The organism is Acidovorax sp. YS12 (genome assembly GCA_021496925.1).
Taxonomy (GTDB): Bacteria; Pseudomonadota; Gammaproteobacteria; order Burkholderiales; family Burkholderiaceae_C; genus Paenacidovorax.
This window is the reverse complement of record CP053915.1, coordinates 3,984,660-4,007,699: the sequence shown is the minus strand read 5'-3', so window position 1 is coordinate 4,007,699 and position 23,040 is coordinate 3,984,660. Positions and strand designations below refer to the sequence as shown.

General features: G+C 70.2%; 22 protein-coding genes and 1 pseudogene. 14 read left to right on the top strand and 9 right to left on the bottom strand.

The genetic code is table 11. The annotated features are described in order from the left end of the window. Positions 1 to 2: 2 nt before the first annotated feature. Together YS110_17940 and YS110_17935 are read right to left on the bottom strand one after the other, a co-directional pair. Positions 3 to 554 carry a DUF4124 domain-containing protein gene (locus YS110_17940; GenBank protein UJB66502.1) on the bottom strand — a complete coding sequence of 184 codons (552 nt, stop codon included), beginning with the start codon at positions 552 to 554 and terminating at the stop codon, positions 3 to 5. 78 nt (positions 555 to 632) lie between these two features. Beyond that, entirely contained in the window at positions 633 to 2,630 is a 1,998-nt protein-coding gene (locus YS110_17935; GenBank protein UJB66501.1) for a lytic transglycosylase domain-containing protein, read from the bottom strand. 14 nt (positions 2,631 to 2,644) lie between these two features. On the opposite strand from YS110_17935, the gene YS110_17930 reads away from it, so the two are divergent. The 4 genes from YS110_17930 (at position 2,645) to YS110_17915 (ending at position 4,730) form a co-directional block, all read left to right on the top strand. Continuing rightward, positions 2,645 to 3,217 carry a 5-formyltetrahydrofolate cyclo-ligase gene (locus tag YS110_17930; protein UJB66500.1) on the top strand — a complete coding sequence of 191 codons (573 nt, stop codon included), beginning with the start codon at positions 2,645 to 2,647 and terminating at the stop codon, positions 3,215 to 3,217. Between the two features lie 177 nt (positions 3,218 to 3,394). Next, positions 3,395 to 4,078: a glutathione S-transferase family protein gene (locus tag YS110_17925; GenBank protein UJB66499.1), complete on the top strand. Its 684-nt coding sequence runs from the start codon at positions 3,395 to 3,397 to the stop codon at positions 4,076 to 4,078. A 65-nt stretch (positions 4,079 to 4,143) separates the two neighbouring features. Then, positions 4,144 to 4,428: a ribbon-helix-helix protein, CopG family gene (locus YS110_17920; GenBank protein ID UJB66498.1), complete on the top strand. Its 285-nt coding sequence runs from the start codon at positions 4,144 to 4,146 to the stop codon at positions 4,426 to 4,428. 2 nt (positions 4,429 to 4,430) lie between these two features. After that, the gene (locus YS110_17915) at positions 4,431 to 4,730 is read left to right on the top strand and encodes a type II toxin-antitoxin system RelE/ParE family toxin (protein UJB66497.1); all 300 of its coding nucleotides are present in this window, start codon (positions 4,431 to 4,433) and stop codon (positions 4,728 to 4,730) included. Here YS110_17915 and YS110_17910 read toward each other — a convergent pair. From YS110_17910 to YS110_17900, 3 genes are read right to left on the bottom strand one after another with little or no spacing between them, the layout of a single operon-like run. After that, positions 4,714 to 5,178, bottom strand: coding sequence for a hypothetical protein (locus YS110_17910; protein UJB66496.1), 465 nt, complete (start codon positions 5,176 to 5,178; stop codon positions 4,714 to 4,716). The genes YS110_17915 and YS110_17910 overlap by 17 nt on opposite strands. Positions 5,179 to 5,206: 28 nt before the next feature. Further along, a complete protein-coding gene (queC, locus tag YS110_17905; protein UJB66495.1) occupies positions 5,207 to 5,923 on the bottom strand; it encodes a 7-cyano-7-deazaguanine synthase QueC in 717 nt (238 codons plus the stop codon). A gap of 2 nt (positions 5,924 to 5,925) precedes the next feature. Next, a complete protein-coding gene (locus YS110_17900) occupies positions 5,926 to 7,020 on the bottom strand; it encodes an SAM-dependent methyltransferase (protein UJB66494.1) in 1,095 nt (364 codons plus the stop codon). Between the two features lie 33 nt (positions 7,021 to 7,053). Between YS110_17900 and YS110_17895 the strand changes: the two genes are divergently transcribed. From YS110_17895 to YS110_17885, 3 genes are read left to right on the top strand one after another with little or no spacing between them, the layout of a single operon-like run. After that, positions 7,054 to 7,842 carry an SDR family oxidoreductase gene (locus YS110_17895; GenBank protein ID UJB66493.1) on the top strand — a complete coding sequence of 263 codons (789 nt, stop codon included), beginning with the start codon at positions 7,054 to 7,056 and terminating at the stop codon, positions 7,840 to 7,842. A 7-nt stretch (positions 7,843 to 7,849) separates the two neighbouring features. Beyond that, positions 7,850 to 8,221, top strand: a complete 372-nt coding sequence (locus tag YS110_17890) for a dihydroneopterin aldolase (protein ID UJB66492.1) — start codon at positions 7,850 to 7,852, stop codon at positions 8,219 to 8,221. Next, entirely contained in the window at positions 8,215 to 10,032 is a 1,818-nt protein-coding gene (locus YS110_17885) for a sulfatase-like hydrolase/transferase (protein UJB66491.1), read from the top strand. Before YS110_17890 ends, YS110_17885 begins: the two co-directional genes overlap by 7 nt. A 13-nt stretch (positions 10,033 to 10,045) precedes the next feature. On the opposite strand, the gene YS110_17880 is transcribed toward YS110_17885, so the two are convergent. Beyond that, positions 10,046 to 12,850 (bottom strand): EAL domain-containing protein, encoded by a 2,805-nt coding sequence (locus YS110_17880; GenBank protein ID UJB66490.1) that lies wholly within the window; start codon positions 12,848 to 12,850, stop codon positions 10,046 to 10,048. A gap of 176 nt (positions 12,851 to 13,026) precedes the next feature. Between YS110_17880 and ttcA the strand changes: the two genes are divergently transcribed. The 4 genes from ttcA to YS110_17860 all read left to right on the top strand — a co-directional run bounded on the left by ttcA (position 13,027) and on the right by YS110_17860 (position 16,462). Next, on the top strand, positions 13,027 to 13,980 hold the full coding sequence (gene ttcA, locus YS110_17875) for a tRNA 2-thiocytidine(32) synthetase TtcA (protein ID UJB66489.1): 954 nt from the start codon (positions 13,027 to 13,029) through the stop codon (positions 13,978 to 13,980). A gap of 73 nt (positions 13,981 to 14,053) precedes the next feature. Then, positions 14,054 to 14,656 (top strand): DUF4136 domain-containing protein, encoded by a 603-nt coding sequence (locus YS110_17870; protein UJB66488.1) that lies wholly within the window; start codon positions 14,054 to 14,056, stop codon positions 14,654 to 14,656. 11 nt (positions 14,657 to 14,667) lie between these two features. After that, positions 14,668 to 15,309, top strand: coding sequence for a histidine phosphatase family protein (locus tag YS110_17865; protein UJB66487.1), 642 nt, complete (start codon positions 14,668 to 14,670; stop codon positions 15,307 to 15,309). After that, the gene (locus tag YS110_17860; GenBank protein ID UJB66486.1) at positions 15,293 to 16,462 is read left to right on the top strand and encodes a DSD1 family PLP-dependent enzyme; all 1,170 of its coding nucleotides are present in this window, start codon (positions 15,293 to 15,295) and stop codon (positions 16,460 to 16,462) included. Before YS110_17865 ends, YS110_17860 begins: the two co-directional genes overlap by 17 nt. Before the next feature lie 174 nt (positions 16,463 to 16,636). Here the strand turns inward: YS110_17860 and YS110_17855 are convergent. The 3 genes and pseudogenes from YS110_17855 to YS110_17845 all read right to left on the bottom strand — a co-directional run bounded on the left by YS110_17855 (position 16,637) and on the right by YS110_17845 (position 19,234). Next, positions 16,637 to 17,152, bottom strand: a pseudogene (locus tag YS110_17855) (aldehyde dehydrogenase family protein). A gap of 146 nt (positions 17,153 to 17,298) precedes the next feature. Next, positions 17,299 to 17,721, bottom strand: coding sequence for a MerR family transcriptional regulator (locus YS110_17850; protein ID UJB66485.1), 423 nt, complete (start codon positions 17,719 to 17,721; stop codon positions 17,299 to 17,301). Positions 17,722 to 18,301: 580 nt separating this feature from the next. Beyond that, the gene (locus YS110_17845) at positions 18,302 to 19,234 is read right to left on the bottom strand and encodes a LysR family transcriptional regulator (GenBank protein UJB66484.1); all 933 of its coding nucleotides are present in this window, start codon (positions 19,232 to 19,234) and stop codon (positions 18,302 to 18,304) included. 122 nt (positions 19,235 to 19,356) lie between these two features. On the opposite strand from YS110_17845, the gene YS110_17840 reads away from it, so the two are divergent. The 3 genes from YS110_17840 (at position 19,357) to YS110_17830 (ending at position 22,989) form a co-directional block, all read left to right on the top strand. Then, positions 19,357 to 20,547 (top strand): beta-lactamase family protein, encoded by a 1,191-nt coding sequence (locus YS110_17840; GenBank protein UJB66483.1) that lies wholly within the window; start codon positions 19,357 to 19,359, stop codon positions 20,545 to 20,547. 64 nt (positions 20,548 to 20,611) lie between these two features. Beyond that, a complete protein-coding gene (locus YS110_17835; GenBank protein ID UJB66482.1) occupies positions 20,612 to 21,835 on the top strand; it encodes an MFS transporter in 1,224 nt (407 codons plus the stop codon). Next, positions 21,832 to 22,989, top strand: a complete 1,158-nt coding sequence (locus YS110_17830; protein UJB66481.1) for an MFS transporter — start codon at positions 21,832 to 21,834, stop codon at positions 22,987 to 22,989. Before YS110_17835 ends, YS110_17830 begins: the two co-directional genes overlap by 4 nt. The last annotated feature ends 51 nt before the right edge of the window (positions 22,990 to 23,040 follow it).

The window sequence follows — 23,040 nt, the reverse complement described above, 5'->3', positions numbered from 1 at the left end:
ATTCAGTGCTTGAACTGCTTGTCGCAGCCCGTCACATGGTTACGGCTGCTGGACATGCACTGGTAGAACGCGCGCTTGCCGCCCGACGCCGACTGGCAGTCGGCCACACTGTAGCGGCCCTTGGCCTCGCGGATCCTGGGCGCCGCCTTGTCGAAGTCGGCCTGCGCCATGTAGCCGTCGCTCACGTTCTTCTGGCCCACCTCCAGCATCGTGTCGGCCTGGCCGTGGATGTTGGCGACGGCGCCCGCGCAGTTCAGCGGCACGGCCTGGGAGTCCACCGTGCCCAGCGACTTCTGCAGGCCCTCGCCGAACTCCTGCACTTCCTTCGGGATCTTCTTCGTGCCGTCGGCGTTGTAGCGCGGGCCCCCCGCGCGGCCGGGCGCGCCGCCGCCGTGCAGCTTCATCGGCTCGGCGTCCTGCAGGCTGGCCGGGGGCTGGCCGCCGTAATGGGTCCGGCCCTCGGCATCGACCCACTTGTACACCGGCTGCGCCTGCGCGCCGGCCCACGCCAGCAGCGCGGCAGCGGCCACGGTTTTCCAATCGCGCAGGTGCATCGCGCCTCCAGGGAATCAGTAGAAAATAGGCCTCCAGCGCTTGCCAGGCAAGCGCCAGCAGCTCTCAATAAAATAGCATCAAGGCAGGTCCCGGCTCGGGTCGGGCGTGGACGCATCGCGCGGCCCCACCGTGCCCAGGCGGCTCTTGAGCGACTGCGGCTGGCCCGTGAGCAGCGCGGCGTAGGTGGTGGTGTTGGCCAGCACCTTCTTCACGTAGTCGCGCGTTTCGCTGAAGGGCACGTTCTCGGCCCAGATGGCGGCGTCCAGCACCGGGCCGTTGCGCCAGTTGCGCGGGCGGCCCGGCCCGGCGTTGTAGGCCGCGGCGGCCAGCGGCATGGAGCCGGCGAAGTCGTCCAGCGCCAGCTTGAGGTAGGCGGTGCCGATGGTGATGTTGGTGTCGCGGTCGTTGATCTGGTCGGGCGTGAAGCCGGCCAGTCCGATCTTGCGCGCCGTCCAGCGCGCGGTGGCGGGCATCACCTGCATCAGGCCCGAGGCGCCGACGCCCGAGCGCGCGTCCATGATGAAGCGGCTTTCCTGGCGGATCAGGCCATACACGTAGGCCGGGTCGAGCCCGATGCCCTGGGCGCGCGCCACCACCGCGCTGCGGTACGGCGTGGGAAAGCGCTGCGCCATGTCCACCACGGCGCGCGTGCGCTCGCTGGTGTTGATGCAGCGGTCCCACACCTGCTGCGCGCAGGCGAAGTCGGCGGCGGCGAGCAGCTCGCGGTCGGTCATGCCGCCGCTCTGGTGCAGGTTGGTGGTGTAGTTCCACTCGCGCACGCCTTCGCTGCGCAGGCCGAGCAGGATGGCGTACAGCCCCCGGTTCAGCCCCGGGTTGGCGCGCGCGGCGGCCTTTTCCTCGGCGGTGAGCGGCGCGGGCGCGGGCGGCACGGTGATGGACTGGCCCAGTTCCTCCAGCGCCAGTTGCTCGTAGAAGCCGCGCGGGCTGGCGATGCCTTCGAGCAGCTGCCGCGCCTGCTCGCGCTCGGCCTCGCCGGGGCGCCCGGCGAGCAGGGCGCGCGCCTTCCAGTACACCCAGGTGCTGTCCTGGCGCGCCTCGGGGGTCATCGCGTCGATGGCCTTGCGCACGGTCTGCCACTGCCCGGCGCGCAGCGCGGCGCGGGCCTTCCAGGCCAGGTGTTCGTCGGACAGGTCGGTGTCCCGGGCCACCTTGCCGAAGTAGACCAGCGCGTCTTCCGACAGGCGCTGCGCGGCCTGCTTGCCGATCACGCCCCAGACCCAGTGGCGCTCCTCGGGCGCGAGCTGCGTGCTCCACGTGCCCTCCAGCAGGCGGGCCGCGGCCTCGTGGTCGCTGGTGGCGAGCTTGGTGAGCGCGAGCGTGGCCAATTCCTGGCGCACCTTGCCCGCGGGCATGGCGCGGCCCTTGGCGTCGCGCCCCAGCAGGAAGCGCGTGGGCGAGGCCTGCAGCTGCGCCAGGCCGGGCAGCGCGTCACTGGAGACGATGGCCACGGCGTTGCGCGCGGCGCGGCCGCGGTTGGCCTCGATGGCCAGGCGCGCCTTGCGCCACACGTCCTGCGCGCCGAGCTTCTTCTCGCCGTAGAGCTGGTCGGCGGCATGGGTGCAGCCGTCGTCGGCATCGCGCTGCGCGTACCACAGGCGGCGCACCTCATCGGCCATCTGCGGCGGCGCGCTGCCCTGCAGCAGATCGACGTACAGCGCGTAGCAGCGCACCTCGCGGTCGTCGCCCATGCGGTACTGCGGGTGCAGCCCGGCAAAGCGCGCCCAGTCGCGGCGCTGGCCCAGCAGCAGCAGCCAGTCGTTGCGCAGGCGGTCTTCCTGGTAGGTGCCGGCGTAGCGCGTGAAGAAGTCCTGCAGCTCCTGCGGCTGCGCTTCGTCCAGGCGCGCGCGCAGCTCCCAGTAGGCAGCCCAGGGCTCCAGCGCATGGCCGCGCGCGGCCGGCAGCAGCTGCGCGAGCTTCTTGCGGTCGCCCTTGCGGTAGGCCTGCTGCATTTCCAGCAGGGTGTCGTCGCCCGGGTTTTGCGCCTGTGCAGGCAGCGCCGCCATGGCAAGCAGGGCCGAGGCCGCCAGCGGTGTCAGAATCTTCGTCCATTGCATGAGGGAATTATGTGATGGACAAAGCCGCCCTGCGCCGCCAATTGATAGAGCAACGCCTGAATCTGCCCGACCGTCTGGAACGCGCCGACGCGCTGCAGCGCGTGATGCGCCTGTGGCTGCTGAACCAGGCCGACACGGTGATCGGCGCCTACTGGCCGATCAAGGGCGAGTTCGACCCGCTGCCCGCGCTGCACCGCTGGAAGGAGGACGGCGAGCTGCTGGACCAGCCCCAGCGCCGGCGCATCGGCCTGCCCGTGATCAACAAGCAGCACAAGACGCTCACCTTCCACGCCTGGTACCCGGGCTGCGAGATGGAGGAGGACGCCTACGGCATCCCCAAGCCCAAGGACACCGAGCTGATCGTGCCCACACTGCTGTTCGTGCCTTGCGTGGGCTACGGCCCGGGCGGCTACCGGCTGGGGTATGGTGGCGGCTTCTACGACCGCACCCTGGCCAGCCTGCAGCCGCGCCCCGTGACCGTGGGCCTGGGCTACACCGTGGGCTACCTGGACGACTTCGAGCCCGAGGCGCACGACCAGCCGCTGGACGCCATCCTGAACGACAACGGCGTGGTCTGGCCTGTATGAGGAACATCCCCCTGAGCCGCTGCGCGGCTTCCCCCCGCTCTCGCAGCGCTGCGCGCCGCGGGCAGGGGGACGCCGCCGGTGGCCGGGCCAGGCCCGCTCCACGGCGTCCGCTGGCATGGCCTGTTCCACGGCCATTTGACGGGTAGCGCTGCGCCCTGTTTTTGACGAAGGAAACCCATGCTCCAGCTCTACATCGGCAACAAGAACTACTCCTCCTGGTCCATGCGCCCCTGGGTGCTGCTGCGCCAGGCGGGCATCGCCTTCGAAGAAAGGCCTGTGCGCTTCGACAGCTTCGCGCCCGGCTCGCAGTTCAAGGCGCAGCTCGCAGGCCTGTCGCCCACGGGCAAGGTGCCGGTGCTGGTCGATGACGGCCTGGTCCTCTGGGACAGCCTGGCCATCGCCGAATACCTGGCCGAGCAATACCCCGGCAAGCAGCTCTGGCCCGCGGACCGCGCTGCCCGCGCGACGGCGCGCAGCGTGGTGGCCGAGATGCACAGCGGCTTCACCGCGCTGCGCAGCGCCTGCGGCATGAACATCGAGGCGCGCCTGCCCGAGGCCGGCGCGCTGGTCTGGCGCGACAACGCCGGCGTGCGCGCCGACGTGCAGCGTCTGGTGGCGATGTGGAGCGCGCTGCTGCAGGAACACGGCGGCCCGATGCTGTTCGGCGCGTTCAGCATCGCCGACGCCTTCTACGCCCCGGTGTGCATGCGCCTGGCCACCTTCGCGCTGCCAGTGCCGCAGCCCATCGCCGACTACGTGCGGCGCGTGCAGGCGCTGCCGGGCGTGAAGGACTGGATCGACGGCGCGCTGGCGGAGCAAGACTTCCGCGAATTCGAGGAGCCGTACCGGCTGCGGCGCTGAGCGGCGGCGCCAGATGCACAGATGCAGCACAAAGGTGCTACATTGAGCCAGCTACCGGAGCCCCCATGCCCACCACCACCATCCGCCTGGAAGACGCGCTGAAAACGCGCATCAACGCCGCCGCCGCGCAGGCGGGCAAGTCGGCCCACGCCTTCATCCTGGAGGCGCTGGAGAGGACGGTGGACCAGGTGGAGCAGGACAACGCCTTCCATGCCCTGGCGGAAGAGCGCTGGGCGCGCATCCGCGCCACCGGCCAGACCGTGGCCTGGGACGACGCCCGGGCCTACCTGGCGGCCCGCGCCGACGGCAAGCGCCCGCGCAAGCCCGCCGCCCGCACGCCCGCCGCGTGAGCATGGCGCGCATCGAACTGGCGCCGGAAGTCCTGGACGACTTCGACCGTTTCTTCGATCACATCGTCCAATACGATCCCGGCGCGGCCCCCGAGCGCATCGGCGGCATCCTGGACGCCCTGCAGATCCTCACCCACAGCCCGTTGATCGGCCGGCCCGTGCAAGGCGGCCTGCGCGAACTGGTAATCGGCCGCGCAGCGCGTGGCTACGTGGCGCTGTACCACTACGTGGCGGCCCTCGACACCGTGCTCGTGCTGGCCGTGCGCAGCCAGCGCGAAGCCGGGTTCAAGCGCTCGGCCTGAACTGCTTGCGCAGGAACGGCTTGTGCCGCGCGATGTGCGCCATCTGGGCGGCGGCGATCGAGCCGCCCAGATCCTCCCCGTCGCCGTTGAGCACGTCGTTGGCATAGGCCATGGCACGCGCCACCACCTCGGCTTCGCTCAGTCCCTGCGCCTCGGCCAGGTCGAGCGCCACGCGGCGCATGGCGCGCTGCGACAGCACCCACAGCGCGCCGAAGGCATCCCACGCGGCAGCGGCCTGCTTGAAGCGGTCGCGGTCGGCCAGGATTTCGCTCAGCGGCTTGGCCAGGACTTCCTCCAGATCCGCCACCTGGGCCTGCAGGGCCTCCAACTGCGCCGCGCGCTGCAAGGCGTCTGCCGCCGCGTTGGCCTGCGCGTCGGGCGCCACGGGCACGGGCACGCTGCCGTCGGGGTTCAACTGGGCGATGGTGAGCGAGGAGGCAATCGACATGGGGCGGGCTGCGGAATGGAAGGGGCCACTATACAAACGCCGGCCCATCCGGCGCGGCGCGGTAGCCTTCCCAGCCGCGCGCGCGCAGCGCACAGGCCGGGCACGCGCCGCAGCCGTAGCCCCAGGCATGGCGCGCCCCGCGCTCGCCCTGGTAGCAGGTGTGCGTTTCCTCGACGATCAGATCGACCAGCGCCGGGCCGCCGAGCTGCGCGGCCAGGCGCCAGGTGGCGGCCTTGTCGATCCACATCAGCGGCGTTTTGATGCGCAGGCGCTGCGCAAGGCCCAGGTTGAGCGCGAGCTGCATGGCCTTCATGGTGTCGTCGCGGCAGTCGGGGTAGCCGGAGAAATCGGTCTCGCACACCCCGGCCACGATGACCTGCAGCCCGTGCCGGTAGGCCAGCGCCCCGGCCAGCGTGAGGAACACCAGGTTGCGCCCGGGCACGAAGGTGTTGGGCAGCCCGTCGGTCTGCATGGCGAAGGCGCGCTCTTCGGTGAGCGAGGAGCCGCCGATCTGGCGCAGCACGTCGAGCGTGAGCACGTGGTCTTCGCCCAGGCGCGGCGCCCAGGCCGGAAAGCGTTCGCGCAGGCGCGCCAGCACCGTGGTGCGCGCCTGCAGCTCCACGCGGTGGCGCTGGCCGTAGTCGAAGCCCAGGGTCTCGACGCGCGCGTAGCGCGCCAGCGCATGGGCCAGGCAGGTGGTCGAGTCCTGCCCGCCGGAGAAAAGAACCAGGGCGGTGGTGTGCATGGTCAAAGCCCGTGAAGCCGGTCGCCGTGGGTGAAGCCGGCGGGCGGCCACGGCGCGCCCTTGGCCAGCAGCAGCACCTTGAACAGCTCACCCATTTCGTGTTCCATCATCAATTTGGACGCCATCGCCCGCGGGGCAAGCGCCAGCAGCTCCATTTTCTGTAGCAAACCGCAGTTCACCAGGAAGTGCGCCTGCGAGGTATAGCCCAGCACCTCGAAGCCCGCGTCCTGCCCGGCCACGGCCATGGCGGTGAAGTTGACGTGGGCGGTGATGTCCTTCTCGCCCACGTCGGCCAGCGGGTCCGCGTCGGCGCAGTGCGCGCGGTGGCACATCACCGTACCCATGGCGCGCTGCGGGTGGTAGTACTCGCGCTCGCCAAAGCCGTAGTCGATCAGCAGCGCCGCGCCGCGCGCCAGGCGCTCGCCCAGGGTGTGGATGAAGGCCTCGCCCTGCGCGTGCAACTCGGTCAGGTAGTCGTGCGCGCCCTCCACCTCCACGGGCGGGCGCAGCGCGGTCGGGCGGTCTTCCCAGGCGAAGGCGCCGCCGGCCCAGGCCACGCCGCGCTCGTGCCACACGCCGCCCTTGCGCGCCAGCAACTGCACGGGCATGGCGTCGAGCAGTTCGTTGCCCACGGCCACGCCCTCGAAGGCATCGGGCAGGCGGTCGAGCCAGCGCACCTTGCCGCCCCACGGCGCCAGGCGTGCCTGCTGGCGCGCGCGCAGGTCGCCCGAGAGGTCGATGATGGTGTAGCGCTCCACGGCATCGGGCAGCGCGCCCAGCAATTGCGCCGCCAGCGCGCCGGTGCCGGCACCAAACTCCCACACCTCGCGCGTGCCGGTGCGCGCCAGCGCCTCGGCCACCTGCACGGCCAGCACCTCGCCGAACAGCGGCGACATCTCGGGCGCGGTGACGAAGTCGCTGCCGCCCTCGGGCATGGCGCCGATCTTGGGCAGGCCGCCGCTGTAGTAGCCCAGGCCGGGCTGGTACAGGGCCAGCTGCATGAAGCGGTCGAAGCCAATCCAGCCGCCGGCCTCGGCGATGGCCTTGGCGATCAGGGTTTGCAGGGCGCTCGGTAGAATTTCGGGTTCGCTGGTCATCAGGGCTGCGATTGTCCCTGAACCCTTGCCCCCATGCCCTCTGCCGCTTCCCCTCCCCGCACCGTCCTGGTCACCGGCGCCGCCAGGCGCCTGGGCCGCACCATCGCGCTGGCGCTCGCCACGGCGGGCTGGCAGGTGGCCGTGCACTACCGGGACTCCAGCCACGACGCTCTTGAAACCGTAGCTGCTTGCGCAAGCCTGTCGGGCGTTAGCGGCCATTTCGACGCGGATTTCGCCGACGAAGCCGCCGTGCGCGCCCTGCTGCCGCGCGTGGTGGCGCATTTCGGCGCCGTGGACGCCGTGGTCAACAGCGCCGCGCTGTTCGAGCACGACGACGCCGCCAGCTTCAGCTACGGCCTGCTGGAGCGCCACCTGCGCAGCAACGCCGGCGCCCCGGTGCTGCTGGCCCAGGCGCTGCACCAGCACCTGGCCGAGCGCGCGCAGGCGGGCGAGGCCGATGCCCACGGCGCGGTGGTGAACCTGCTGGACCAGAAGCTGTGGAACCAGAACCCCGACTTCCTGAGCTACACCCTCTCCAAGGCCGCGCTGGAAGCCGCCGGCACCATGCTGGCGCTGGCCCTGGCGCCGCGCGTGCGCGTGGTGGGCGTGGCGCCGGGCCTGACGCTGACCAGCCACCTGCTCACGCCCGAGCGCTTCGCCCAGCTGCACACCCTGAGCCCGCTGGGGCGCTCGTCCTCGCCCGAGGACGTGGCCGGCGCGGTGCGCTTCGCGCTGGAAAACCGCTCGCTGACCGGCACGACGCTGCTGGTCGATGGCGGCCAGCACCTGCAGCGCTTCGCGCGCGATTTTTCGATGATGTAACCCCACCATGACCCACGCCGCAGGCACGCAAATCCTCACGCTGACGGGGCTGCGCTTCGATGCCAACCTGGGCATCCTGGCGCACGAGAAAACCGCGCCCCAGCCCATCCAGGTCGATGCCGAGCTGAACCTGGGCCCCCAGCCCCTGGCGCCGCGCGACGACGACATCCTGCACGTGCTGGACTACCGCAAGGTGCGCCAGATCATCATCGACGAGTGCCGCGCCGAACACGTGAACCTGCTGGAGAGCCTGATCGGCAAGCTGGCCAGCCGCCTCATGCAGCTGCCCGGCGTGCTGGGCGTGCGCGTGAAGATCGCCAAGCTGGAAATCTTCGACGACTGCGAAGTGGCGATCCGCGTCGAGACGGGGCTGTGGTAGCCCACGCGGCGCGGCCCCGCCTGGGGCCGACGGTGCTGCTGGTGGTCTGCTTTGCCGCCTGCATGGGGCTGCGCTGGCAGCTCACGGTGGCCCAGCTCGCGCAAGTCACCGCCTGCACCCGCGATTGCCTGGTGTGGAGCGCCCCCGCCTACGACGCCGGCGTCCTGGGTGTCCTGCTCGCCCTGGTGGGGTTGGCCAAGGCCAGCCCGGCTTGGCTGCGCTGGCCGCTGGCCCTGTGCGCGCTGGCGGTGCTGTGGCTGTACGCCATCGACATGGCGGTGTACGACCTGTTCAGCTTTCGCCTGCGCATCGCCGACCTGGTCAAATACGCGGGCGATTTTTCATCGAACACCACCGTGGCCCTGCCGTACCTGGCAAGCGGCCGGGGGCTGCTCCTGGTGGCACTCACGCTGTTGACCAGCGTATTCCTGGTGCGGGCATCACGCCGCGCCTGGACCACCCCGCGGCAGAAAACCCGCGCACTCGTTTACCTGTGCGCCTTGCCCATCCTGTGGGCATGCCGCTACCTGCCGCAGGGTGCGGAATACATTCACCAGAATGGCTACCAGGATTACTTGAGCAGCAACCTCCAGAGCGGAACCGACGCCCCCTTTTCCGCCGCGCTGCGGGCGCGCCTGCAAAACGCACCCGCGCCCGCGCAGACCTGCATCCCCAGCGCGAAAAAGGCCCGCCCGGTCATCCTGCTGGTGGTCGAGTCCCTGTCGCTGCACCACAGCCAGAAATTCGCCGGCCTGAAGAACTACACCCCGGCGCTGGACCGGATCGCCTCGCAATACAGCTACCTCGAATCCTTTTACGCCAATGGGTTCACCACCGATGGCGGCCTGATCGCCTTGCTGACCGGCCATGTGCCATTTCCGCAAGTCAACCGCTACCAGTCCACCAACACCTTCGCGGGCTACGACAAGCCGCAGCAGGATTTCTTCGCCGCACTGGCCCGGCACCATATCCCGGCGCTTTACTTCACCTCGGCGGACCTGAATTTCCTCGGCACCCGGGACTGGCTGAAAAACCTGGGCTTCACCTCCATCGAAGGCCCCGAGCACCCGGCCTACGCGGGCCTGCCCCGGGGCTCCTTCGACGACCCGGGCGACGCCGCGCTGTACCGGCGCCTGCTGCAATGGCTCGACCAGGAGCGTCCGGCAGGGCCCTTCTTCGCCGTGGTGCAAACCATCACCACCCACCCGCCTTTCACCATTCCGGGCAGCACGCAGCACGGCGAGGAAGCCGCCCTGCGCTACGCCGACGCGGCCCTGGGCGAACTCGTGGCCCAACTGCAGGCGCGCCATTTCTTCGACGACGGGCTGCTGTTCATCACCGGCGACCACCGCAGCATGACCCTGCTGGACGCCCAGGAAAAGGCCCGCCTGGGCCCCGCGGCACCGGCGCGCGTGCCCGCCGTCGTGGTGAGCGCCGAGCACCGGGGCCAGCCGCCGGTGGCAGGGCAATGGCAGCAGGCCGACGCCATTCCCTCTTTTCTCGCCACCATGGGGCTGCCCTCGTGCACCTCCGATTTCCAGGGCCGGTTCCTGGAGCAGCCCGTGCAGGCGCGGTTCATCTTCCACCCGCTGGGCGCGCAGCGTGGCCAGGTGCTGGTGAAGGTCAAGGACCAGGAAACGCCGTTCCTCGTGCGCCTGGCGGGGGACGACACCGCCTGGATCAACGCGCCCGCCGATGCCCAGGACGCCCAGGCCGCGCTGCAGGAAATCAACCGCCAACGCGCGCTGCTGCCCGACCTGGAGGCGAACTTCGCCCACGAGCTCCTGCGCTTTCACCAGTGGATTCCTTGATGGCCGCCCCGGGCTACGGCGCCAGCGCCGGTGCCGGCTGCTGGTCCAGGTAGTCTTCGAGCTGCGCCAGCGGCAGCGGCTTGCTGAACAGGTAGCCCTGGTAGTAGCGGCAGCCCCAGCGCGCCAGGGCTTCGCGGTGCGCGGGCGTCTCCACGCCCTCGGCGATCACCTCCAGGCCCAGGCTCTCGCCCAGGGCGATCACGGTGCGGGCGATGGCCGCGTCGTTGTGATCCTCCAGGATGTCGCGCACGAAACCCTGGTCGATCTTGAGCTGGTCCAGCGGCAGGCGCTTGAGGTAGGACAGCGACGAAAAGCCCGTGCCGAAGTCGTCGAGCGAAAAGCGCACGCCCAGGTCGCGCAGCGCCTTCATGCGGGCGATGACGTCCTCGATCTGGCACATCATCAGGCTCTCGGTCAGCTCGATCTTCAGCCGGTGCGCGGGGGCGCCGGTCTCGGCCAGCACCTCCTGCACCTGCTGCACGAAGTCGTCCTGCTGGAACTGGCCGGCACTCACGTTCACCGCCATGCTCAGGTGCATGCGCCCCGGCGCCCGCGCCCAGGCCGCGAGCTGCGCGCAGGCGGTGTGCAGGATCCAGCGGCCCAGCGGCAGGATCAGCCCGGTCTTTTCCGCCAGCGGGATGAACTCGGCCGGCGGCACCATGCCGTGCCCCTGCAGATGCCAGCGCACCAGCGCCTCGACGCCGACCACGGCGCCGCTGTCGGCCAGCTGCGGCTGGTAGTGCAGCGCGAAGGTCTGCTTCTGCAGCGCCTCGCGCAGGCTGCGCTGCAGGCGCGCGCGGCTGCTCACCTGGTCCTGCATCTGCGGCTCGAAGAACAGGATGGCGCCCGGCCCCGTGTGCTTGGCCTGGTTCAGCGCCAGCACGGCCTGGCGCAACAGCTCCTTGGGCGCCTGGTGCGCCTGGCCGAAGACCAGGATGCCCACGCCCACGCCCGGGTTGTGCACCGTGCCGTCGAGCGGCAAGGCCTCGCCCAGCCGCTCCGACAGCCGGTAGGCCATGGCCTGGGCGGCGTGGGCCGCCTCCCCGAACTGCGCGGGCAGGCCGTCGAGCAGCACGATGAACTCATCCCCGCCGAGGCGCGCCACCACGCCCTCGGGGCCCAGCGCCTCCTGCAGGCGCCCGGCCACCATGCGCAGCAGCTGGTCGCCGTGGTCGTGGCCCATGCTGTCGTTGACGGTCTTGAAGTCGTCCAGGTCGATGCACAGCAGCGCCCCCAGGTGCTGCGCCTCAAGGCAGCGCGCCTGCGCCTGCGCCAGATGCAGCATGAACTGCTGCAGGTTGGGCAGGCCGGTGAGCGCGTCGGTGGAGGTCAGGCGCTGGATCTGCGCATGGGCCTGGAGGTAGGCCGTCACGTCCTGGGTGACCCAGAGCAGGCAGGGTTCGCCTTCCACGTCCAGCAGGCTGGCGGCCATGCGCACCGTGACCATGCTGCCGTCGCGCCGGCGCAGCACCTGCTCGTGCTGCGCGATGCGGCCCTGCGCCAGCACCTGCTGCACCAGCCGCGCGCGCACGCCGGCATCGCTTTCGCGCCAGATGCCCAGCCCCAGGCCCGAGCGGCCCAGCACCTCCGCGCGCGGCCAGCCGAACAGGCGCTCGAAGCCCTCGTTCACGTCCAGGTGGGCACCGTCGGACACCCGCGTGATGTCAAGCGCATCGGGGCTGGTCATGAAGGCCGCGCGGTAGCGCTCCTGGCTCTCGCGCACGGCGCGCTGGCGCTGCTCCAGCTCGGCCAGCAGGTGGTTGAAGCCCTGCACCAGCTGGTCCAGCTCGCGCGCGCGCCGGGGCGGCAGCGGCTGCAGGGGCTCCTCCTGCCGCGCCATGGCGCCCATGCGCCGGGCCATGTGCTCCAGCGGCCGCAGCGCGCGGCGCAGCATCCACCAGATGCCCCAGGCCGCAAGCACCGTGAGCACCAGCGTGGCCACGACGATGCGCTGGCGCATCGCCTCGAGGGGCGCGAACGCCTGCGCCGTGGGCTGCGAGACGGCCACGATCCAGCCGGGCTCCGCCATCTGGCGCACCGAGGCAAGCACCCGCACGCCGTCGAACGTGTGCACGATGCTGCCCTCGGCGCCGGCGACGAAGCGGTCGAGCACCGGGTCCTGCCCCGGCGCGGGCAGCGCCTGCATGAGGCGCCGCGGGTCGCTGCCCGCGACGATGGTGCGCGTGGCGCGGTCCACCACCCAGTAGTCGTTGTGCGGACTGCCCTGGGCGGAGGGCACCACGTCCCACACGCCGATGTCGCGCAGCCGCACCACCCCGGCAAGCACGCCCACGGGGTGGCCGCTGGCGCCCGGCACCGGCGTGGCCACGATGACGATGGGTGCATCCGCCACCAGGCCCGGCATGGGGTCGCTGATGACGGTCTGGCCCGCCAGCGCCTGCTGCATGAAACGGCTGGACTCGCCCCCCCGGCGCTGCACCCCCAGGTGCGGCGGGTAGGCGGCGATGGCCGCGCCCGCGCCGTCGGTCACGTAGTAGCCGCCGCGGAACATCTGCTGCAGCACCGACCGCTCGGCCAGGCGCCCCTGCAGCACCGCCGCGCCGCGCGCCATGTCGTCGGCCAGGCCGCGCGCCACCAGTTGCAGGGCGTTGCCACGCTCGCGCAGCGAGCGCTCCAGCTCCCTGGACAGCAAGGCGGCCTCCGACGACTGCTGCGCCTCGAGTTGGCCACGCATGTCCTGGTACAGGCGGTAGCCGGCATACAGCGCCAGGGCCCACATGCCCGCCAGCAGGAAAGCCAGTGCCAGGAGTGCGATGCGCGTTTTCAGGAAATACGGCGATCGGTTGCGCGAGAGCATGGGACTCCTTGGCAGGCGGTGGGCAGGCTTGCTGCACGTTACCACGCCCTGGCGCGCGCGGCCCCAGGGCAAAAAGCCTGGAATTTCCCAAGCCGCGGGTTTGCAGGGAAAATCCCACCCCTTGGCGGCCCCGCGCCTTGCCGGCCGCCCCTGCCCTGGCGACGAACTTCGCACCTATGAATGCTGTAACAGAATCCCCCTGGACCGCCGAAGAAGGCGCCCCCGCCGAGACCGAGGCCAAGCAGCCCGGCAAGCCCAAGATCGAACGCGAGGCGCACAAGCTGGAAAAGCGCCTGTGCCGCGAGGTCGGCCGCGCCATCGTGGACTACAACATGATCGAGGACGGCGACAAGGTCATGGTCTGCATGTCCGGCGGCAAGGACAGCTACACCCTGCTGGACATCCTGATCCGCCTGCAAAAGCGCGCCCCCGTGCGCTTCGAGCTGGTGGCCGTGAACCTCGACCAGAAGCAGCCGGGCTTTCCCGAGCACATCCTGCCCGGGTACCTGAAGGCCACGGGCGTGCCCTTCCACATCGAAAACCAGGACACCTACAGCATCGTCAAGCGCGTGGTGCCCGAGGGCAAGACCACCTGCGGCCTGTGCTCGCGCCTGCGCCGCGGCATCCTGTACCGCGTGGCCGAGGAACTGGGCGCCACCAAGATCGCCCTGGGCCACCACCGCGACGACATCGTGCAGACGCTGATGCTCAACATGTTCTTCGGCGGGCGCATGAAGGCCATGCCGCCCAAGCTCGCCAGCGACAACGGCAAGCACGTGGTGATCCGCCCGCTAGCCTACGTGCCCGAGAAGGACACGGCGCGCTGGGCGCAGTACCAAGACTTCCCCATCATCCCCTGCAACCTGTGCGGCAGCCAGGAGAACCTGCAGCGCCAGGTGGTGGGCGACATGCTGCGCGAGTGGGACAAGAAGTACCCCGGCCGCATCGACAACATGTTCCGCTCGATGCAGAACGTGGTGCGCACCCACCTGCTCGACGGAACCCTGCACGATTTCCGCCATCTCAAGGCTACGGGCATCGCCAGCGAAGACGGCGACACGGCGTTCGACCACGAGGAGTTTCCCGCCGCGCCCGCACTGCCGGGCGTGCAGGTGGTACAGCTGACCTGACGCACCCACCGCAGCCTGCCACACAGCCAGCGCCCGCCAGCCATTTCGTTCCATCCTCCCAGGAGAGTCCACCATGATTTCGCGCTGGTTCCACACCCTCTTTCTTGCCCTGGCCGCCGCGCTGCTGGCCGGCTGCGCCTCCACCCGCGCGGTGGACAGCGCCGTGCAGAGCTACTCCACGCTCACGGCCCTGCCCGCGCCGCCCACGTACCGGCTGGAGCTGCTGCCCTCGCAGAAGGCCGAAGCCGCCAGCTTCTCGGCCATCGAGGCGCAGGCCCAGCAGTCGCTGCAGAAAGTGGGCCTGCAGCGCGACGACCAGAACGGCAGCCTCATCGTGCAGATCGGCGCCCAGGCGCGCTACACCAGCCCCGAGTACTGGCCCTACGGCCCCTACGGCCGCCCCTGGGCCTGGGGGTGGGGCGGGGGCCACCGCGGCTGGGCCATGGGCGGCACCTGGATGATGGACCGCCCGCCCACGCTGCAGTACCGCGCCGTGAGCATCGTGATGCGCGACGCGCAGACGCAGAAGATCGTCTACGAGACCTCCGCCTCCTACGAGGAAGTGTGGAGCAACGACGCGCTGATCTTCGGCGTGCTGTTCGACGCCGCGCTCACCGGCTTCCCGCAGCCGCCCACGGGCGGGCGCCAGATCCGCACCGAAATCCCCGCACGCTGAAGAACCTGCCGATGGATGCCACCCGCCTGATCGCCGTGCGCCACGGCGAAACCGCCTGGAACGTGGACACACGCATCCAGGGCCACCTGGACATTCCGCTCAACGCCACCGGCCTGTGGCAGGCGCGCCAGCTCGCCGGCGCGCTGGCGGGCGAGGCCATCAGCGCCATCTACACCAGCGACCTGCTGCGCGCCCGCACCACCGCCCAGGCCGTGGCCGACGCCACCGGCGCCCGCCTGGCCGATGAGCCGGGCCTGCGCGAGCGCGCCTTTGGCCTGTTCCAGGGCCGCACCTTCGCAGAGGTCGAGGCCGAGCAGCCCGAGCAGGCGCGCCGCTGGCGCCAGCGCGACCCCGACTACGCGCCGGAAGGCGGCGAGTCCCTGCGCGCGCTGCGCGAGCGCGTGATCGGCACCACGCACCGCGTGGCCGCCCGGCACCCCGGCGGCCTGGTGCTGCTGGTGGCGCACGGCGGCGTGCTCGACGTGCTGTACCGCGCCGCCACGCGCCAGGACATCCAGGCGCCGCGCACCTGGCAGCTCGGCAACGCCGCCATCAACCGCCTGCTGTGGACGCACGGGCACGGCCTGTCTCTGGTCGGCTGGGCCGATACGCAGCACCTCGAACACGCCGCACGCGATGAAACCACGGCCTGACGCCTGGGCGGCCGCCGCCGGGCTGCGCGTGGACCTGATCGACACCCCTGCCCTGGTCATCGATCTGGACGCCATGGAGCGCAACATCCAGCGCATGGCCGACTTCGCGCGCAAGCACGGCGTGCGCTGGCGCCCGCATGCCAAGCTGCACAAGAGCGCCGAGATCGCCCTGCTGCTGCAAAAGGCCGGGGCCTGCGGCGCCTGCGTGCAAAAGCTCTCCGAGGCCGAAGCGCTGGCCGCCGGGGGCGTGAGCGACCTGTTCATCAGCAACGAAATCCTCGCCGCCAACAAGCTGCTGCGCACCGCGCGCCTGGCCGCGCAGCTCGCCGCGCGCGGCGGACGCCTGGCGCTGGCGGTGGACAGCGAGGAAGGCATCGCGCGCCTGGCCGAGGCCATGGACAAGGCGGGCAGCGACGCCGGCATCGACGTGTTCGTCGAGATCGACGTGGGCCAGGGCCGCTGCGGCGTGCCGCCCGGCCCCGAGGCCGTGGCGCTGGCGCAGTCCATCGCACGCCACCACCGCCTGCGCTTCGCCGGCCTGCATGCCTACCACGGCGGCGCCCAGCACCTGCGCGGCACCGACGCACGGCGCGCCGCCATCGCGGCCGCCGTGGCCGCCGCCGCGCGCACACGCACGCTCATCGAGGCCGCCGGGCTGCCCGTGGGCCTGGTCACCGGCGCGGGCACCGGCACCCTGGTGCACGAGGCTGCCAGCGGCGTGTACGGCGAGCTGCAGGCCGGTTCGTTCCTGTTCATGGACGCGGACTACGCGCGCAACGAACGCGAGAGCGCCCAGCCCGCGTTCGAGCACGCGCTGTTCGTCAAGACGCAGGTGATCTCGGCCCGCGCCACGCACGCCGTGTGCGACGCCGGGCACAAGAGCCACGCCATCGACTCCGGCCTGCCGCTGGTGCACGGCCTGGCGCCGGAGCGCGCGCTGCGCTTCGCCAACGGCGGGGACGAGCACGGCATCCTCTACCCCGAGGGCCCCAAGGCCCGCCTGCCCGCGCTCGGGCGCATGCTGTGGCTGGTGCCCGGCCACTGCGACCCGACGGTGAACCTGCACGACCACCTGATCGGCGTGCGCGGCGGGCTGGCGCACGGCGTGGTGGAGCGCATCATCCGCGTCGATGCGCGCGGGGCGGTGACGTAGGCGACGTCGCCAAAGCCCTGCCCGTGGCCGGCGGGTGAGCGGATGGCAAAGGGATTGGCAGCAGCTATCGAATAAATAGCTGCCTGCGCTTGACTGGCGTGCGTTTCGTGCCGATTTGGCCATTACCCCAAACCATCCGCACCGGCCCCGATGGCACAGCAGCCATGGGGGCGATGCCTTGGTTTTGCCCAGCGTGAGCGCGGCCACGATGTCGGCGAACCTGCCAAACGGCGCATGCAGCAGGCCGGGAAAGTTCCAGCGGCCCAGCACGAAAACGCCCTTGGCATGGCTCATCGCGCGCAAGCCCTCCACGCCATGGCAAGCCCCCATGCCGCTGGGCCCGACGCCGCCGAAGGGCAGATCGCCCTGCGCCACATGCACCAAGGTGTTGTTCATGCCCACGTTGCCGGAGGTGGTGTGCGCGAGCAGCCGGGCGCAGTCGCCCTCCTCGGCGCCGAAGTAGTAGAGCGCGAGCGGGCGGGGCCGCGCATTCACGTAGGCGATGGCTTCGTCGATGCTGCGGTAAGTGCGCACCGGCAGGATGGGGCCGAAGATTTCCCCCTGCATCAGCGGCGCCTCGTCGCCTGGGTTGACGGCCAGCGTGGGCACCACGGCGGCGTGCGTCCTCGGCGAAGCGGGAAGGAGCCGCCTTTGCGCACCGGCTCCCCCGACCTTGGAAAGGCATAGGATTCAACCTGACTGCAAGGTCAAGCGCTTTTTTGCCCTTGCGTGAAAGCCGCCTTCGCGTTGGCCCGCCCAACAGGTTTCAGGAAGAAAAATAGCCTCCAGCGCCCGCCAGTCAAGCGCTACAAGCTATCAAATAAGGAGTGAATGTGTCAACCCTTGGCGGGCGCTGCATCCAGCCGCATCTCCGCCAGCACGCGCCGGGCGTTGGCGGCGCAGTCCATGTCCTGGGGCTTGGCCTCGATCTGCGCCACCAGTTCCAGCAAATGCGCCTTGCTTTGCGCCAGTTGCGCCTGCAGCGCCTCGATGTCCTGCACCTTGCGGCGCAGCGTCTCGACCAGGGTGCCGTGCTCCCACTGCGCCAGGCCATTGGGCAGCAGCGTGCGCAGTTCGTCCAGGCTGAAGCCCGCACGCTGCCCGGCGGTGATCAGTTGCAGCGTCAGCACCGCATCGGCGGGGTAGCTGCGGTAGCCGTTGGCCTGGCGCTCCACGGCCTTGAGCAGGCCGATGCGTTCGTAGAAGCGGATGCGCGAGGCGGCCAGGCCGGTGCGCCCGGCGAGTTCTCCGATTTTCATGGCCCGGAGTTTGACATTGAACCTTGCTTCAAGGTGAACCTTGCGCCAGCAACATTTCAAAGGACTGCCCCATGCAGACGATCTTGGGCGCGAACGGGCAGATTGCCGTGGAACTGGCGCGCGAACTGCGGCGCGGCCAGAAGCCCCGCGTGCCGGTGCGCGACGACACGCGCCGCACGCTCATCTGGACGCCCGACGCCAGCCGCGGTACCAGCAATTCGTCGCCATGGCCGCCGGGGTTTTCGGGCGGGATGCCGGCTACACGGTCCTGCCCCGATGGGCCTTGGCCGCCGCGGGCCTGTTCTCCCGCCCGGTGCGCGAGATCCGCGAGCTGCTGCCCCGGTATGGGCAGGACAACCTGTTCGACTCCAGCAAGTTCAAGCGGCGCTTCCCGGCGTTCGCGGTGACCACGTACCGCGAAGGGCTGGCGCGGATCCAGCAGGAGGGTGCGGGATTCAGCCTTGTACCTTGGCGGCAGGTGATCGAACAGTGGCTGCTGGGGCAGCAGATCGCCGCGACGGTGCGCGGCGCGGGCGCGGCGTGGGCGCGGCGTGGGGGATTGGGCGGGCTCGCGGTTCCTCTATCGGTTGACCAGGCGCCGAGGTTTCGCTCCGGGCTTGTCCACAGAAGCTGGAAACACTCGTGCGCACAGGAAGTCGACCAGCGCCCGCACCTTCGGAGAGGGGTGCCTGCTCGCAGGCCAGAGCACGTGGAAGACGCCGGCGCGCTCCACATGGCCAGCGAGGATGGGCTGAAGCCGGCCATCGGCCAATGGCGCGCGGATAGCGAAGTCCGGCAGGTAGGCGATCCCCAGCCCTTGCAGCGCAAAGCACACGCGCGTCTCGATGTTGTTGCAGATCATCGAGGTGGGCAATTGCAGCTCCGGTGCGCCGGGTTCCTGTTGCAACGCCCAAGCCTCCAGCTTGCCGCTATTGGGGAAGCGGTAATGCAGGCAGGTGTGCAGCAGCAGATCGGCAGGTACTTGGGGTGTCCCCCGCAGCTCCAGGTAGCCAGGCGAAGCGACCAGCACCGAGCGGAAGGAGCCCAACATGCGCGCAGTGAGGCGAGAGTCGGCCGGCTCGCCCGTGCGTACCACCGCGTCGAAACCTTCCTTGATCACATCGACCATCCGGTCGGTGAAGTCCAGATCCAACTCAATCTCGGGGTACTCGTGCATGAACTCGCCAAGTACCGGCAGTACCAGCGAGCTGACCAGTGGAAGACTCACGCGCAAGCGGCCACGGGGCGCCGTGCTGGCTTGCGACAGCTCCAGTTCCGCCGCTTCGCTCTCGGCCAGGATGCGGCGGCTGCGCTCCAGGAACAGCGTGCCCTCGGCGGTCAACGTGACGCTGCGCGTGCTGCGGTGGAACAGGCGCACCCCCAGCTTCTCTTCCAGCCGCGCCACGCTCTTGCCGACGGCCGAGGCCGACACGCCCAGCAGCCGGCCCGCCGCGACGAAGCTGCGCACCTCGGCAACCTGCACAAACACCACCAAGCCGTTCAGGCTGCCCATGATCCGCGCTCCTCACAATTACGGACACTTTGCTCCGCACATTGAGGAACTGTAGCCTACTTTTTCTTTAATCGAAGGATTTCTATCGTCAAGGCTTCGCCAATTGAATCGAACGACTTGCCATGACGAATCCTCCAGTTTTCCTGCGCCAAAGCGCTCCGCCGGCGCACCTCGGTACGCGCATTCACAGCGCCATTCAGCAGGCGCTTAACGACCAGCGGCTGGTCGGTGCCGTGATCCTCGTGGCGCGTGACGGCGAACTGATCCACCAGCAGGCCGCCGGCTTCGCCGACCGCGAAAGCGCGCGGCCGATGACCGCGGAAACGGTGTTCCGGCTGGCCTCGGTGAGCAAGCCCATCGTCTCCACTGCGGCCCTGGCGCTGGTGGCGCAAGGCCGCCTCGACCTCGACGCGGACATCGGGCGCTGGCTGCCCGAATTCCAACCCCGGCTGGCCGACGGCCGCTCGGCACGCATCACGGTGCGGCAACTGCTCAGCCATACGGCCGGTCTCGGCTACCGCTTCTTCGAGGCCGACGCAGCCGGCCCCTACGCACGGGCCGGCGTGTCGGACGGCATGGATGCGTCCGGTATCAGCCTGGAGGAGAACCTGCGCCGCCTCGCCACCGTGCCGCTGCTGTACGAACCGGGCACGGCCTGGGGCTATTCGTTGGCGACGGATGTGCTGGGCGCGCTGATCGCGCGCGTCCACGGCACGCCGCTGGACGAGGCGGTGCGCCAACTCGTGACCGGCCCGCTGGACATGGCCGATACCGGCTTTGCCGCACGCGATCCCCAGCGCGTGGCGACCGTCTACGTGAACGGCACACCGCAGCCGCATCGGCTGAGCGAGGGCGAGACGGTCTCGGCCTTCGAGGGCACCGTGGGCATCGCCTACAGCCCCTCCCGCATCTTCGATCCGCAGGCATTTCCTTCGGGCGGCGCAGGCATGGCGGGGACGGCGCAAGACCTGCTGCGCCTGCTGGAAGCCCTGCGCCAGGGCAGCGGTGTGCTGCTGCCCAGCGAATGGGCCGCGGAGATGGCGCGGGATCAAACGGAGGGCCGGGAACTGCCCGATGCGCCTGGCTTCGGCTTCGGACTGGGGTTCTCGGTCTTGCGCGACCCGGCATTGGCCGCTTCCCCCGAATCGGCAGGCACCTGGCGCTGGGGCGGCGCCTACGGCCATTCCTGGTTCGTGGATCGGGCGCAGGGCCTGAGCGTCGTGGCCTTCACCAACACGCTGTACGAAGGCATGTCCGGCCGCTTCGTCACCGACCTGCGCGATGCCGTCTATGGCGCGCTGGAGGTGCGGTGATGAGAACGATAGTCGTGGCCCGTTCCGTGGGCGACATGGCGCAACCCGCGCGGGAGGCCGGACGATGAGCGCCGTTGCCGATGACCGCCTGCCGCTGGCGTCGTTGCTGGCACTGGCGATGGCGGCTTTCATCACCATCCTGACCGAAGCACTACCCGCCGGACTGCTGCCGCAGATGGCGCAGGGCCTGGCGGTGTCCGAGGCCTGGGCTGGCCAGACAGTGACGGTCTACGCCATCGGTTCGCTGGTGGCGGCAATTCCGCTGACCGCTGCCACGCAGGGCGTGCGGCGGCGCCCGCTGCTGCTGGCGGCCATCGCGGGCTTCGTCGCCGCCAATACCGTCACGACGTTCTCCGGCAGCTATGTCCTGACGATGGTTGCACGCTTCCTGGCGGGTGTGTCGGCCGGACTGTTGTGGGCGCTGCTGGCGGGCTATGCCGCGCGCATGGTGCCCGAGCATCAGAAGGGCCGGGCCATCGCCATTGCGATGGCCGGAACGCCATTGGCGCTGTCGCTGGGCGTGCCGGCCGGCACCTTCCTCGGCAACTTGGTCGGCTGGCGGATGTGCTTCGGCATCATGAGCGCGCTGGCGCTGCTGCTCATGGTGTGGGTGCACATCAAGTTGCCGGACTTCGCCGGGCAGGCGGCGGGCAGGCGGCTGCCGCTGGGCCATGTATTCACCGTGGCTGGTGTCCGCCCAGTGCTGTTCGTGGTGCTGGCCTTCGTGCTGGCGCACAACGTCCTCTATACCTACATCGCGCCGTTCCTTGCGGCGGCGGGCATGGCCGACCGGACGGACGTGGTGCTGCTGGTGTTCGGCGTGACCTCGCTGTTGGGCATCTGGATCATCGGCGTGCTGATCGACCGCCACCTGCGTGCGCTGACACTTGCCAGCACGGCCCTGTTCGGCCTGTCCGCACTGGCGCTGGGCGTGGCGGGCGATGCGCCGGTCGTGGTCTATGCGGCGGTGGCCGCCTGGGGCCTGGCCTTCGGTGGTGCGGCGACGCTGTTCCAGACGGCACTGGCCAAAACGGCAGGCGAAGCGGCGGATGTCGCCCAATCCATGCTGGTCACCGCCTGGAACACAGCGATTGCCGGTGGCGGCATGGCCGGCGGCGTGCTGCTCGAACGGCTGGGCGTCGGCGCGTTCGCACCGGCCTTGCTGGTGTTGCTGGCGGCAACGCTGGTGGTGGTGTGGGCGGCCAGGCGGCATGGCTTTCCCGCTCCGGCGCTGGCGGCCAGCGCATGCCCGGCGATAGCCGATCGACAGGCACAGGCGCGGCCATGAACGGCACCCGGCCATTGTTCTTCATCGCACTGGGCCTATTCGGCCTGTATGCCGTCGAGTTCGGCGTGGTCGGCATCCTTCCGGCCATCGTCCAGCGCCATGGCGTCAGCGTGGCGCAAGCGGGCGGGCTGGTCGCGCTGTTCGCGGGCGTGGTCGCGGTGTGCGGGCCGGCCATGGTGCTGTGGCTGTCGCGCTTCGACCGGCGCAAGGTGCTGGCCGGTTCGCTGCTGGTCTTCAGCCTGTGCAGCCTGCTATCGGCCTGGGCGCCCAGCTTCGGGGGGCTGATGGCGCTGCGCGTGCCGCCGGCGCTGCTGCACCCGGTGTTCTTCTCGGTGGCCTTCGCTGCGGCCGTGTCGCTGTACCCGCCGGAACGTGCCGCGCACGCCACATCGATGGCGTTCCTCGGCACCACGCTGGGGCTGGTGCTGGGCGTGCCCCTGGCGACCTGGATTGAGGCCAGGGTGTCCTACGAGGCGGCGTTCTACTTCTGCGCGGCAGTCAACCTGACCGCCGCCGCCGGACTCTGGATCATGCTGCCATCCAGGCCCGAGGCGCAGGCGGCCACGCCGGTACGACCGCTGGCCGTCCTGCGCAGACCCGCGGTGTGGCTCTCGATCGCGACGGCGGTGTGCGTGTTCGCCGCGATGTTCTCCGTCTACAGCTACGCCGCCGAATACCTGGCGCGGCAGGCGCGCCTGGGCAGCGAGGCGATCAGCCTGCTGCTGGCGGTCTTCGGCGTGGGCGGCGTGCTTGGCAACCTGCTGGCCGGGCGTGCGCTGGGACGCCGGCTCGCCTGGACTGTGCTGGGCTATCCCGTGACGCTGGCGGCCGCCTATGGCGTGCTGCTGGTGTTCGCTTCGCCGTCTTTCGCGGCCATGCTGCCGATCTGCCTGCTGTGGGGCGCAGCGCACACCAGCGGTTTGATCGTGAGCCAGATGTGGATGAGCTCGGCGGCGCCCGAGGCGCCCGAGTTTGCCACCAGCCTCTATGTCTCGGCGGCCAACCTCGGCGTGGTGCTGGGGGCGTCGGCCGGCGGCGGTTTCATCGACGCGGCAGGAATGCGGGGAACGGTCTGGAGCGGCTGGCTGTTTGCGGCGTTGGCGCTGGCCACCGTACTGGCCAGAAAGCCCTGGCGGGCAAGCGAGGCCGCATGAACGACGCAACGCTGGTAAAGCACCCTTCGGATGCCACGCCCGTTCAATCCG